The organism is Streptomyces sp. NPDC002793 (assembly GCF_040295485.1).
Lineage (GTDB): Bacteria > Actinomycetota > Actinomycetes > Streptomycetales > Streptomycetaceae > Streptomyces.
This window is the reverse complement of sequence record NZ_JBEOVL010000007.1, coordinates 167,093-180,058: the sequence shown is the minus strand read 5'-3', so window position 1 is coordinate 180,058 and position 12,966 is coordinate 167,093. Positions and strand designations below refer to the sequence as shown.

The following is a 12,966-nucleotide window of genomic DNA, read 5'->3' as shown; positions in this document are numbered from 1 at the left end:
GGGACGCGGTGGTCAGGAGTACGTGTCCCTCAACTCCCTCTTCAGGATCTTCCCGCTGGCGTTGCGTGGCAGTTCGCCGACGAACAGGACTCTCTTCGGCGCCTTGAAGTGGGCCAGTTCCTCTCGGACGTGCGCGATCAGCTCGGCTTCGGTCGCCTCCCCGCGGAGCACCACGATCGCGGTGACGGCCTCGATCCAGCGTTCGTCGGGCAGCCCGACCACCGCTGTCTCGGCCACCGCGGGATGGGTGTAGAGCGCGTCCTCGACCTGCCGGGAGGCGACGAGCACGCCACCCGAGTTGATGACGTCCTTGACCCGGTCGACGACCGTGAAGTATCCCTCGGAGTCGCGCACGGCGAGATCACCGGAGTGGAACCAGCCGTCACGGAAGGCCTCCTCGCTCTCCTCCGGTTTGTCCCAGTAGCCCTGGCACAGCTGAGGGGAGCGGTAGACCACTTCGCCCGCCGTGCCGTCGGGCACCTCCTTGCCGTGCTCGTCGACCACCTTCGCCTCGACGAAGAGCACGGGCCGCCCGCAGGACTCCATCCGCCCTTCGTGCTCGTCCGGGCCGAGGACGGTGGCCAGGGGGCCGATCTCGCTCTGGCCGAAGCAGTTGTAGAACGCCAGCTCCGGCAAGCGCTCACGCAGACGTTCGAGGACGGGCACGGGCATGATCGACGCACCGTAGTACGCCTTGCGCAGGGCCCCGAGCTCGCGGGTGGCGAATTCCGGATGGTTGGCGAGCCCGATCCAGACGGTCGGCGGCGCGAAGAGGCTGTCCGCCTGCCCCTCCTCGACCAGGTCGAAGATCCGGCCGGCGTCCGGGGCGTCGAGGATGATGCTTTCGGCGCCCACAGCGAGGTAGGGCAGCAGGAACACGTGCATCTGCGCGGAGTGATAGAGGGGCAGCGAGTGCACCGGACGGTCGGTGGCGCGCAGGTCGAGCGCGGTGACGGCGCTGACGTACTCGTGGACCAGCGCACCGTGCGTCATCATCGCGCCCTTGGGGCGGGCCGTCGTGCCGGAGGTGTAGAGCAGCTGGACCAGGTCGTCGGCGCCGGGTTCGCGCACCGGGGTGAAGGGGCGTGGGGTGTCCAGCTCACCGAGGAGTGAGCCCGGCGCGTCGCGCAGCTGAAGTACGTCGTGGCCGTCCGGGACGCGCGGGGCGAGACCGGGGTCGGTGAGGACGAGTGCGCTGCCGGACTGACGGAGGATGTACGCCAGGTCCTCGCCGGTGAGGTTCTGGTTGACCGGCACATGGACCAGCCCGGCCCTGGCGCAGGCCAGATAGGCGATCAGGTACACATCCGAATTGTGGGCGTAGGACGCCACCCGGTCACCGGGCCGCAGCCCGTGTGCGGAGGTCAGCACGGCGGCCGCCGTGCTGACGGCCTCGTCCAGGGCGGCGTAGGTCCATGACCTCTCGGCGTACCGCACGGCGGTGCGCCCGGGGGCGCGCCGTGCGCTGCGTGTCAGGACGCCGTCCACTGTGCTGCTGCGTACACCGGTCATGGCGTGATCCTGGGTGGCGGGTCGCCGGGGGTCAAGGGTCCGGAACACCCGTGTCGGGTCCGGCCCGCCTCGTCGGCCGCGCGGGCGGGACCTGCCCGTCACTGGATGTGGCGTCACATTCTTTGCCGTCAGGGGCCCTACGGGCGGCGTCGGGGCCAGTACCCTCTGCTTCGGCAGGAAGTTTCATCACCGCACGCAATTTCGAAAGTTACTTTCGCCCAGGTGTTTTCGACATGAGGGGAAGGGGATTCCGGATGGCCGGAGACGTGTCGGGACGAGGAATGAGCCGCCGGAGGGTGGGGGGCGGGATACTGGCGCTGGGCGGAGCTTTCGCCCTCGCTCCGCTTCCCCTCGCGGGGTCGGCGTTCGGCGCCGAGCGGGCCGCGGGGCCGCCGGGCGGCGGGACTCCGGGTGCGATATCGGGAACCGGGACGAGCATGGGACCAGCACGGGGCGGAACGACACTGCGCCGAGGGCCGGCCGCGCGCGCCGGGCTGCTGCCGGACCAGCTCGACCTGCTGGTCGCAGACGCGGAGAAGTACCTGACCGACTCCCCCACTCACCCCTGGTACGCGGGCGCGGTCCTGCTCGCCGGCCGCGGCGGCACCGTGGCACTGCACCGGCCGATCGGCCGGGCGGTGCGCTATGCGGCCTACGACGAGAGCACCGACACCGGGGTGGAGTTCCCGCCGGAGCAGCAGATCGCCATGGCCGAGGACACGGTCTTCGACCTCGCATCGGTGTCCAAGCTGTTCACCTCGATCCTCGCCGTGCAGCAGATCGAGCGGGGCGCACTGGAACTCGAGGCGACGGCCGCTTCCTACCTCCCCGGATTCGCCGGCGGCGGCAAGCAGGACATCACGGTCCGTCAGCTGCTGACGCACACATCAGGCTTCCGGCCCTGGATCCCGCTCTACGAGGAACCGACCCGTGAGGGGAAGCTGCGCCTGCTCTGGGACGAGGTCCCGGCTTCGGCTCCCGGTACGAAGTACCTCTACTCCGACCTCAATCTGATCTCTCTGCAACTGATCCTGGAGAAGATCACCGGTCGCGCCCAGGACGTTCTCCTCCGCGAGGAGATCACCGGTCCGCTCGGCATGCACCGGACCCGGTACAACCCGCCCGCCTCCTGGAAGCCGAAGATCGCGGCGACCGAGGACGCCCGGCTGCCCTGGTCGGGGCTGGACCGCGGACTGGTCTGGGGTGAGGTCCATGACGAGAACGCGTACAGCCTGGGCGGGGTGGCCGGCCACGCGGGCGTCTTCTCGTGTGCCTGGGACCTGGCGGTGCTCGCCCGCACCCTGCTCAACGGCGGGATCTACGGCCGGTCCCGCATCCTGTCCGAGGAGTCGGTGGAGCTGCTGTTCACCGACTTCAACACCGCGTTCCCCGGCGATGAGCACGGCCTGGGCTTCGAGCTCTACCAGCACTGGTACATGGGGGCCATGGCCACCCCGCGCACGGCCGGACACACCGGTTTCACCGGCACCAGCCTGGTCCTCGACCCGACGACGGACTCGTTCCTGATCGTCCTGGGCAACTCGGTCCATCCGGTGCGCAGCTGGCGTTCGGGCAGCGCCCCGCGGGTCGCCGCGGCCGACCGGATGGCGCGCGCGGTTCCCGTACGCCCGGCCGGGGGCCGCACTGCCTGGTTCTCCGGCATGGCGGGCTCCTCCACCGTGACGCTGACGCTGCCCGCGCTGCGTCCGCTCTCCTCGCGTCCGGTGCTGAGGTGCGCGTTGTGGTGGGACACCGAGCCGATTTCGGACGCCCTCCACCTGGAGGCCTCGTCCGACTCCGGAGCGACATGGAAGCCGGTGCCGTTCACCACCGTGCCGGTCCAGGAAGACGGGCCCCGGGAGCCCCGGCCCCATCCGGACGGTTCGGTCTCCGGGTATTCGGGGCGCGTCTGGCACCGGCTGAAGGCGGACCTCGCGGAGGGACGGGGCACGGAACTGCGGCTCCGCTGGCGGTACGTCACCGACCGGTCGTACGTCGGGCGCGGTGTCTACGTGGACGAGATCCGGGTCGAGGACGACGGCCGGACACTCTTCGACGGGAACAGGCACGGCGACGCCGGACGGTTCGAGGCGAGCGGGTGGAGCCTCTCCTCCGACTGAGTACGCACCCGGCCTGGAACGACGGGTACAACAGCCAGGCGACCGTCAAGGCAGGCGGTCAGGGGCGGTCACCGACCCAGCACCGCCATCGCGGCGTTGTGGCCGGGTACCCCGCTGACCCCGCCGCCGCGCACGGCGCCCGCCCCGCACAGCAGGACGTTGGGGCGGCCGGTCTCCACGCCCCAGCGGCCGGTCTCCTCGGTGGCGTACGGGAACGACAGGTCCCGGTGGAAGATGTGGCCGCCGGGCAGCCTCAGTTCGCGCTCCAGGTCGAGGGGGGTCTTCGCCTCGATGCACGGCCTGCCTTCGGCGTCGAGGGCCAGGCAGTCGGCGATCGGCTCCTCCAGGTGGGCGTCGAGCTCGGCCAGGGTCGCTGCGAGCAGGGAGGCGCGTGTCGCCTCGTTGTCCGCCGCGAACAGCCGGGCGGGGGTGTGCAGTCCGAACAGGGTGAGGGTCTGGTACCCGCGCGCGGCGAGATCGGGCCCGAGGATCGACGGGTCGGTCAGCGAGTGACAGTAGATCTCGGAAGGCGGGGCGCCGGGCAACCGTCCGGCGGCCGCCTCGCGGTAGGCGGTGGCCAGTTGCTCGTACCCTTCGGCGATGTGGAACGTCCCGGCGAACGCCCGGCGCGGGTCGACGGAGTGGTCGCGCAGCCGCGGCAGCCGGGTCAGCAGCATGTTCACCTTCAGCTGGGCTCCCTCGGCAGGCGCCGGCGGCAGGTCACCGAGGAGTTCGGCCAGTGCCTGCGGCGACGCGTTGACCAGGACCCGGCGGGCGCCGACGCCATGTTCCCCGTCGGGTGAGCGGACCGTCACCTCGGCACGGGTGCCGTCGGTCTCGATGCGGGTCGCTTCGTGCAGCACACGGATCTCGGCTCCCGCCGCCCGGGCCGCGCCGGCCAGCGCCTCGGTGAGCGCACCCATGCCGCCGACCGGGACGTCCCAGTCCCCCGTTGAGTTGCCGATCACGTGGTAGAGGAAGCAGCGGTTCTGGACCAGGGAGGGGTCGTGTGCGTCGGCGAAGGTGCCGATCAGCGCGTCGGTGAGCACGACTCCGCGGACCAGGTCGTCGGTGAAGGTCTCCTCGACGGCGACACCGACGGGTTCCTCGAACAGCATGCGCCAGGCAGCCGAGTCGTCGACGCGCGCCCTCAGGACATCGCGTGCCGGCAGGGGTTCGGTGAGAGTCGGGAACACCCGCTCGGCGACCCGGCCCGTCATCCCGTAGAAGCGCTGCCAGGCGTCGAACTCCCTGTCGTCGCCCGTGAGCGCGGCGAAGGACTCCCGGGTTCCCTCACCCCCGACGAGCAGCCCGGTGGGCCGGCCGCCGCGCACGGCAGGCGTGTACGAGGAGACAGTGCGCTTCCGTACGGCGAAGTCGAGGCCGAGATCGCGCACGATCTTCCGCGGGAGGAGCGAGACGAGGTATGAGTAGCGGGAGAGCCGGGCGTCGATCCCGTCGAAAGGCCGGGTCGACACGGCCGCTCCCCCGGTGCTGCCGAGACGTTCCAGGACGAGTACGGACTGCCCGGCGCGGGCGAGGTAGGCGGCGGCGACCAGGCCGTTGTGGCCACCGCCCACGATCACCGCGTCGTAGGCGGCGTGGGCGGGGGATCCTGGTGAGGACGTCACGTCTGCGGGCATGTCCCTTCGTAACACGGGAGGATCATCTCCGGACAGAGGCACGGGCCGTGGCCGACGGCGCACCCGGTCAGGCTGCGGGCAGGGTGCCCGGGTCGTCCGGTGCGTCGGCCGAGAGCCGCCGCACCACGGGGCCCCGATCGGTTCGCCGCGTGATCTCCACCGTGCGCGGGGCACCGTGGCCCGAGGTCAGTGCGGCGGCACCCCGCGCTGCCGGCGCAGGTCGGCGGCCCTCCGGTAGAGATCCACCGCCTCCGTGCCGCGGCCGAGCTGTTCCAGGCAGTGCGCCTCGTCGTTGCGGCTCGCGAGGGTGTCGGGGTGATCGGCACCCAGGACCCGTTCACGGGTCTCGGCGACCGCACGGTAGTCGGTCAGCGCGTCGGCCCAGCGGCCGAGCCAGCCCAGCCCGACGGCGACCTCACGGCGGCTGACGAGGGTGTCGGGGTGATCGGGCCCCAGGATGCGTTCCCGGATCGCGCAGACCTCGCGTGATTCCGCGAGCGCCTCCTCCCAGCGCGCCATCCGCCCCAGGTTGACGCCGAGTCCGTGCCTGGCTCGCAGCGTCTCGGGGTCGTCGGGACCGCCGACCCGGGTGCGGTCCTCCACCAGGGCGCGGTAGAGCTCCAGTGCCTCGGCGCTGCGGCCCAGCCTGCCGAGGCTGATGCCCGCCTCGTAACGCGCCGCCAGCGTGTCGGGGTGGTCGGCGCCGAGTACGGCCGCGCGGGCCAGCGCCACGTCGCGGTACGTCTGCAGGGCTTCGGCCCAGCGGTCCAGCCGGCCGAGTGTGTACGCCACTTCGTACAACGTGACCAGCGTGTCCGGGTGGGTGGCGCCGAGCAGCCGGCCCCGCGCGTCCGCCACCTCGCGGGCCATGCGGTACGAGTCCTCCAGGCGGCCCAGCCTGCTGAGGTTGAAGGCGAGGTTGTGACGGCAGCGCAGGGTGTCGGGATGGTCCGGCCCCATGGAGCGCTCCCGCGAGGCGAGGACCGCGGCGTAGACCTGATGGGCCTCGAAGTGCCGCCCCAGCTGGCCGAGGACGTACGCCGTCTCCTGCCGGGCCGCGAGGGTCTCGGGATGGTCGGGGCCCAGGGTGCGTTCCCGGCCGTCGGCGACCCGGCCGAACTCGCGCAGTGCGTCCGCGGCGCGTCCTGTGTGGCTGAGGGTGAATCCGACCTCGTATCTGCTGGCGAGGGTGTCGGGGTGATCGGGGCCGAGCGCGTGTTCACGTTCGGCCGCGACCGCGCGGTGGACGTCGCCCGCCTCCTTCCAGTGGCCGAGACGTCCCAGGCTGAGTCCGGCGCTGTGCCGGCCGGCCAGGCCGGCCAGCAGCTCGGGTGACGGCGTGGGTCGGACCGGCCCCGCGGGCAGGAAGCCGCCCGTGGGAGCGTGACCGTTCCCTGTGGTCCATGCCCCGGTCAGCGCGGCGGCGTGGTCGATGGCGGCCGTACCGGTGTGCGTCGCACCGGTCGCCTTGTGACCGGTGGTCATGTTCCGGGTCCAGGAGGGCAGTTGCCTCGCACCGGCCGGATGCTGGAGCAGGACCGGTGGGACGGTCCGGATCCAGCCTGCCTCCGGCTGCTCACCGGTGCGGCCGAGCACGATGCGCTGCCGCAGGGCGCCTGCGTCGGCCGGCCGCTCGCCGGGCGTCTTGGCCAGCAGGTCCAGGACGACCTTGTCGAAGAACCCCGGGAGTTCGGCGCGGTGGGTACGCAGCGGCTCGGGAGCGGTGTCCCGGTGGCCCACGAGCACGGCCCAGGCGTCGTCCATGTCGAACGGCGGTACGCCTGTGGCGATCTCGTACAGCACGCAGCCCAGGGAGTAGAGATCACTGCGGTGGTCGACCTCCCCTCCGCTGATCTGCTCGGGCGACATGTAGTGCGGGGTGCCCATGGCGATGCCGGTGCCGGTGAGGCGGGAGGTGAAGCCGATGTCGTGGCCGAGCCTGGCTATCCCGAAGTCGCAGATCTTCACGGCGCCGTCGTCGAGCCGCATGATGTTCGCGGGCTTGAGGTCGCGGTGCACGATGCCCTGCTGATGGGTGTAGCCGAGGGCGTCCGCCACCTGCTCCGCGATGTCGACCACATCGGCCACCGGCAGCGGGTGCTGCTTGTTGTCCTCCAGGAGCTGGCTCAGGTTGCGGCCCTCCAGGAGCTCCATGACCAGGTAGAGGACACCGTCCGACTCGCCGAAGTCGTGGACGACGGTGACTCCGCGGTGCTGGAGCGCCGCGGCCACCCGTGCCTCACGGCGGAAACGCTCGCGCAGGATGCGGGTGAAGGCCTGGTCGTGCTGCGGCCCCATCGGTTTCAGGCACTTGACGGCGACCTGCCGGCCCAGCGATTCGTCGCGCGCACGCCACACCTCGCCCATGCCTCCGCGCCCGATCAGATCGAGCAGCCGGTACCGGCTCTGGATCAGCCTGGTGTCCGCCATCGCCTGTTGTCGCCCCCGTTGCTTCGCTGCTCGTTACTGCTGCTGCGCCCTCCCCGGCCCGTCCAGTATGGCTGCCTGTCTGCGGAGTTTGTACGCGGCGGGTCGGCTACCGGGGCCGAGCCGTGCCATCGCCTTCACGATGTGCCCGGGTGGCAGGCACCAGCGGAGGCGGGCGGGGATGCGGCGCAGGGCGGTGCCGGTGGTGCGCAGGCGGCGGTCGACCGTTGCCGTGGGTGGTGCGGCCCTGCCGTACAGCTCGTGGGCGTACGGGGGCAGGGAGTCGTAGGCGAGCGCGGCCACTCGCCGCCAGAGCAGGGCACGTGCCGGGGTCAGCAGGGCGGGCACGGGCGGGTCGCGCAGGAAGTCGTCCACGTCCGACGCCTCGGCACCGGCGGCGAGCAGAGGACGGACCGTTTCGAAGTAGGCGGCGAGCGCCGCTGTCGTGTCGGGAACGCCTGCCGGGGCGAGCCCGACGAGGCGGGCGCTCTCCCGCTGCTCGTCGACGTAGCGGTCGGCCTGGGTGTCGCCGAGCGGGAAGCCGGAGCGGCGCTGGACCTGGAGGTAGGAGTCGACCTCGGCGCAGTGCACCCAGAGCAGCAGTTCCGGTTCGTCGATGCCGTAGACCTCGCCCGTGTCCGGATCGGTGGCCTTGAGGAGCCGGTGTATCTTGCGGACCCGTGCACCGTACTTCTCCGCGTCCCGCGTGGTGTCGTAGGTGAGGGCGCCGACGAAGTCGGCCGTGCGCATGAGCCGTCCCCAGGCGTCCCTGCGGAAGTCCGAGTTCTGCATCACGCCTCGGACGGCGCGCGGGTGGAGCGCCTGGAGGTAGAGGGCGCGAACGCCTGCGACCCACATCATGGGGTCCCCGTGCATCTGCCAGGTGACGGAGTCAGGGCCGAAGAGCCCCGGGTCCGGATCGTGCATCGGCTCGTTCCTTCCGTTCGGCCGGTGGAACGGGCGTGCCGGGAAGATCGTGACTCGCAGGATGATGATGCCCCGGCGCGGTTGCATGCACACCGCGGCCGCGCATGTCCGGGGAGAGTGGGGCTGCGCCCAGGGGGACCGGTGGCCGAGGAGAACCGGACTCCCCCGGGGCGGGCCGGGAGGAGCCCGCGCCCGGGGTGCCGTCCTGGCCGGGCCGGGAGGACCTCACCTGACAGCGGTCAGCGCTTGACGGCTCGCAGAACGACGAACTTCGGGTCGCCGGCGACGGTGACGCAGTTGCCGAAGATCCGGCGCAGCTGGGTGTGGTAGGCGAGATGGCGGTTGCCCACGACCCAGAGCTCCCCTCCCTGGCGCAGGGCGGCTCGCGCTCCGTGGAACATGTTCCGGGCCGTGGCGTCGGTGACCGCTTGGTGCGAGTGGAACGGCGGGTTGCTGAGGACCAGGTCCACACTTCCCGGCGGCACGTCCGCCATGCCGTCGCCCACGAGGAATTCCGCCTCGGCGTCCGGGCCGGTGTTGGCGCGGAAGGTCTCCTCGGCCGATGCGACGGCCCGGTACGACTCGTCGATGAAGGTGACGGCGGCGTCGGGGTTGGTCAGTGCCGCGGACATGCCCAGGACGCCGTTCCCGCAGCCGAGGTCGACGACGCGGTCGGGGCCCTTGCGCTCCGGGAGGTGCTTCAGGAAGAAGCGGGTGCCGATGTCCAGGCGTTCCGCGCAGAAGATTCCGGCGTGATTGGTCACGGTGCGTCCGGAGACCACGCCGATGCCGTCGGGCAGGTCGTAGCGGTACGGCCAGGGGCTGGGGGTCCTGGCCAGGGTGGGATCAGGGGTGCAGAAGATGAGCCGCGCCTTCTTCACCGCGAGGGAGGTGCGCGTGGGCCCGATGATCCGCTCGAACAGCTTGAGGGTGGAGGTGTGGATCTCCTTCACCATGCCCGTGCCGATGACAATCGTCCCGGCGTGCAGGGCGGGTGCCAGTCTGTGGAGCTGGTCCTCCAGGAGCGCGAGGCTCTTGGGGACCCGCACGAGCAGCAGGTCCACCCGCTCCGGCGGGGTGTCTCGCACCGACAGGACGCGCACCGAGTCCGGGTCGGCGCCGTTGCGGGCCAGGTTGGCCCGGGTGGCCCGCAGGGCGAGGTACGAATCGGTGACCTGGACCGGATCGTGCACCGCCAGCGCCGTGGCCAGGGCCCCCCAGCGGTCTCCGACCACGGCCACGGTGCCGGACGGGGAGACCGGCTCGCTCCCCTCCGCCCCCTCCAGCCGCCGCAGCAGGTACTCGTCGGCGGCGTCCCAAGCACGGAGCGGGTCGCGCGGGTTCTCGGGAAAGCGGGCGAGATCGAATTCGCCCTGTGACGTCGTCAAACGGTTCATATGCCGTTCAGGCTAGCCGAGTGGCGGGGACGCTTCGCACGCTCCCCGCCACCGGGTTGTGATGCGGGTCCTACGGGAGCCGTTTGTCCATCGCCGACCGGCCCTCCTCGGACAGCCTGCGCTGTGCCCATTCCAGGTTCTCGGGGGTCAGGTCCCGCCCCGATGCGAGCACCAGATCCTCCGCGGTGGGCTGGTCCCCGCCACCGGTGTGCAGCAGACGGTCAGGGGTCACCCCCCGCACTTCCGGCACGGATACGGATACGGATTCGGACTCTTCGCTCATACCGCCTCCTCGTCCTTGGGGCAATTCTCGCGCCGGGGAGGCATCCGCGCATCCGATGCCCCCCCGGACCCGAGAAAGCCGTCACTTGACCCGCACATGATGAATACGCACCGTTCACACGACCGGCACCGTGCGTGTGGAAGGCTCCCGACCGAGCAGACAACGTCCGGCACTCACGACACCGTTCCGCAACCTCGGAGAGGACACCCCACATGTCCAGTCGTCGCCGTTTCTACGCGCGTCCACTACTAGCGGCGGCCGCCTCGGTCGTCGTACTCGCAGGCGTCGCCTCCGCCGCGCCCGCCGCCACTCCCACGGCCGCGGGGTCCCCCGCCGCTCTCGACGACGCCTACTACCAGGACGCCCTGGGCAAGACGGGCACCGCCCTGAAGAGCTCGCTGCACACGATCATCAGCGACCAGACCACGCTCTCCTACAGCCAGGTCTGGGACGCGCTCAAGGCGACCGACGAGGACCCCGCCGACTCCTCCAACGTGATCCTCCTCTACACCGGCCGCTCGCAGTCCAAGAGCGAGAACGGGGGCGACGTCGGCGACTGGAACCGGGAACACGTCTGGGCGAAGTCCCACGGCGACTTCGGCACCGCGACCGGCCCCGGGACCGACATCCACCACCTGCGCCCCGAGGACGTCCAGGTCAACTCCACCCGCGGCAACAAGGACTTCGACAACGGCGGCAGCAGCGTCTCGGGCGCACCCGGCAACTACACCGACGGCGACTCCTTCGAACCGCGTGACGCGGTCAAGGGTGACGTCGCCCGGATGATCCTCTACATGGCGGTGCGGTACGAGGGCGGCGACTCCTTCGCCGACCTGGAGCCGAACGACAGCGTGAGCAACGGTTCGGCGCCCAACATCGGGCGGCTCTCCGTCCTGAAGCAGTGGAACCAGGAGGACCCGCCGGACAGCTTCGAGCAGAACCGCAACGAGGTCATATTCGATCGGTACCAGCACAACCGGAATCCGTTCATAGACCACCCGGAGTGGGTCGAGGCCATCTGGTAGAGACCCGCCGGTGACGCCTCCCACGCGCGAGGAGGACGGCAGGCCGATGTGACCTCCGGCCTGCTCCACGACAGGTGGTCACCCTGGTCCGGCCATGGCCTGCGCGCAGTGTTCCGCGGCCTCCTCCCGTGAGGCGAAGCGCGGCAGGTCCTGGCCGGTCCGTTCCCTGACCAGGTCCGGCGGTCCCAGCCGGGCGCCCGGATCGACGACGGCCGCACGCCGCCCTTCCCGGGCGAGCCGGGACAGCCCGGCGTGCAGCAGCGCGACGGCGAGGGCGTCCGCGCCGGTCACCTCACGCAGGTCGAGCACCACCGACCCCGTCCGCTCCGGCCCGGACTCGTCCAGGGCGTACAGCACACGCTCGGCAGCGGTGAAGTCGAGGGCGCCCTGGGCCGCGACGACACCCACGCGTTCACGCAGGGCACGCTCCCGTCTGCCGGACGGGGCCGAGGGCAGCACATCGGCCGTGGTGACCAGCGTGACGGTGGAACCGGGCAGCGCGGGGTTCCTCATGAGGTGCAGCCCCAGGCGTTCCGAGAGCGCGCCGAGTGCGGCGTGACCGCGTACCGAGGTGCCCGCCCCGTCCAGGAGCGGGCTGTAGGAGGCCAGACCGAAGCGGGCGGGCCCGGCGGCGATCAGACCGCCCGACACACCGCTCTTGGCAGGCAGCCCGACCCTCAGCAGCCAGTCGCCGGAAGCGTCGTACATCCCGCAGGTCGCCATGACCGCGAGGACCTGAGCCGCGACTTCCGGGGTGACCACCTTCTCCCCGGTGACCGGATTGACCCCGCCGTGCGCCAAGGTGGCGGCCATCACGGCGAGATCGACGGCGGTGGCCCGCACCGCGCACTGGCGGAAGTAGGTGTCCACCGCGGCCACCGGATCGGCGGGCAGGGTCCCGGCGCTGCGGATCAGGTAGGCGAGGGCCCGGTTGCGGTCCCCCGTGGCGGCCTCCGAGGTGTACACGTCCTCGTCGACGTCGAGCTTCCGCCCGGCGAAGCGGCTCAGGCAGGCCAGGATGCGCTGGAACGCGGGAACCGCCCGGGTGTCGGGGACCAGGGCGGTGGTGACGATGGCGCCGGCGTTGACCATCGCGTTGGCCGGCCGCCCGGTGCCGGGTTCCAGGCTGATGGCGTTGAACGCCTCACCGCTCGGTTCGGCACCCACCCAGCGGCCCACCTCGTCGAGGCCGTGGGAGGCCAGCGCGAGGGCGTAGACGAAGGGCTTGGACACGGACTGCAGGGTGAAGGGGGTGTCCGCCGCGCCCGCGCTGTAGGAGTGCCCGTCCATACTGACGAGGGCGAGCCCGAAGTCGTCGGGCTCCGACCTGGCCAACTCCGGGATGTAGTCGGCCCGTCGGCCCTCCCGCAGGCCGGCGAAGCGTCCGTGGAGTTCGCGCAGCGCGTCCGTGACGGCCTCGGACGCGCTCACCGAGGATCCGCCCGCCGCCGTACGGCCCCTCCCGCCGCCCCCTCGATGAGCGGCCCCTCCGCCGTCATCCCGCCTCGTCGGCGGTCCGGAACTTCCACACGGTGAGCGTGGACATCGCAGGCACCTCCGAAAAGCAAGTGAATAATTCGCCCATACTAGGATCAAAAGGTATGAATTGACTCGTCGAATGCCCCGTCCTGC

At 71.3% G+C, this 12,966-nt stretch carries 9 protein-coding genes; 2 read left to right on the top strand and 7 right to left on the bottom strand.

Annotation, left to right across the window (positions count from 1 at the left end; genetic code table 11):
- Positions 1–12: 12 nt before the first annotated feature.
- A complete protein-coding gene (locus ABT001_RS09365) occupies positions 13–1,512 on the bottom strand; it encodes an acyl-CoA synthetase (RefSeq protein ID WP_351274689.1) in 1,500 nt (499 codons plus the stop codon).
- Between the two features lie 254 nt (positions 1,513–1,766).
- Here ABT001_RS09365 and ABT001_RS09360 point away from each other — a divergent pair, with 254 nt between their 5' ends.
- The gene (locus ABT001_RS09360) at positions 1,767–3,632 is read left to right on the top strand and encodes a serine hydrolase domain-containing protein (protein ID WP_351274686.1); all 1,866 of its coding nucleotides are present in this window, start codon (positions 1,767–1,769) and stop codon (positions 3,630–3,632) included.
- Positions 3,633–3,700: 68 nt separating this feature from the next.
- Here ABT001_RS09360 and ABT001_RS09355 read toward each other — a convergent pair whose 3' ends face one another.
- The 5 genes from ABT001_RS09355 to ABT001_RS09335 form a co-directional block, all read right to left on the bottom strand.
- Positions 3,701–5,275, bottom strand: coding sequence for a phytoene desaturase family protein (locus tag ABT001_RS09355; RefSeq protein WP_351274684.1), 1,575 nt, complete (start codon positions 5,273–5,275; stop codon positions 3,701–3,703).
- A gap of 186 nt (positions 5,276–5,461) precedes the next feature.
- A complete protein-coding gene (locus ABT001_RS09350; RefSeq protein WP_351274681.1) occupies positions 5,462–7,705 on the bottom strand; it encodes a serine/threonine-protein kinase in 2,244 nt (747 codons plus the stop codon).
- Between the two features lie 33 nt (positions 7,706–7,738).
- A complete protein-coding gene (locus tag ABT001_RS09345; protein WP_351274679.1) occupies positions 7,739–8,629 on the bottom strand; it encodes an oxygenase MpaB family protein in 891 nt (296 codons plus the stop codon).
- 239 nt (positions 8,630–8,868) lie between these two features.
- The gene (locus tag ABT001_RS09340) at positions 8,869–10,026 is read right to left on the bottom strand and encodes a methyltransferase (RefSeq protein WP_351274677.1); all 1,158 of its coding nucleotides are present in this window, start codon (positions 10,024–10,026) and stop codon (positions 8,869–8,871) included.
- A gap of 70 nt (positions 10,027–10,096) precedes the next feature.
- Positions 10,097–10,309 carry a hypothetical protein gene (locus ABT001_RS09335; RefSeq protein ID WP_351274675.1) on the bottom strand — a complete coding sequence of 71 codons (213 nt, stop codon included), beginning with the start codon at positions 10,307–10,309 and terminating at the stop codon, positions 10,097–10,099.
- Positions 10,310–10,521: 212 nt separating this feature from the next.
- On the opposite strand from ABT001_RS09335, the gene ABT001_RS09330 reads away from it, so the two are divergent.
- The gene (locus ABT001_RS09330; RefSeq protein ID WP_351274672.1) at positions 10,522–11,334 is read left to right on the top strand and encodes an endonuclease I family protein; all 813 of its coding nucleotides are present in this window, start codon (positions 10,522–10,524) and stop codon (positions 11,332–11,334) included.
- Positions 11,335–11,412: 78 nt separating this feature from the next.
- Here ABT001_RS09330 and glsA read toward each other — a convergent pair whose 3' ends face one another.
- Positions 11,413–12,765, bottom strand: a complete 1,353-nt coding sequence (gene glsA, locus ABT001_RS09325) for a glutaminase A (RefSeq protein ID WP_351274669.1) — start codon at positions 12,763–12,765, stop codon at positions 11,413–11,415.
- Positions 12,766–12,966: the final 201 nt, after the last annotated feature.

Coding starts and splice junctions, on each gene's coding strand:
- ABT001_RS09335 (WP_351274675.1), bottom strand. CDS start 10,309: ATGAGCGAAGAGTCCGAATCCGTATCCGTATCCGTGCCGGAAGTGCGG.
- ABT001_RS09365 (WP_351274689.1), bottom strand. CDS start 1,512: ATGACCGGTGTACGCAGCAGCACAGTGGACGGCGTCCTGACACGCAGC.
- ABT001_RS09330 (WP_351274672.1), top strand. CDS start 10,522: ATGTCCAGTCGTCGCCGTTTCTACGCGCGTCCACTACTAGCGGCGGCC.
- ABT001_RS09340 (WP_351274677.1), bottom strand. CDS start 10,026: ATGAACCGTTTGACGACGTCACAGGGCGAATTCGATCTCGCCCGCTTT.
- ABT001_RS09350 (WP_351274681.1), bottom strand. CDS start 7,705: ATGGCGGACACCAGGCTGATCCAGAGCCGGTACCGGCTGCTCGATCTG.
- ABT001_RS09360 (WP_351274686.1), top strand. CDS start 1,767: ATGGCCGGAGACGTGTCGGGACGAGGAATGAGCCGCCGGAGGGTGGGG.
- ABT001_RS09345 (WP_351274679.1), bottom strand. CDS start 8,629: ATGCACGATCCGGACCCGGGGCTCTTCGGCCCTGACTCCGTCACCTGG.
- ABT001_RS09355 (WP_351274684.1), bottom strand. CDS start 5,275: ATGCCCGCAGACGTGACGTCCTCACCAGGATCCCCCGCCCACGCCGCC.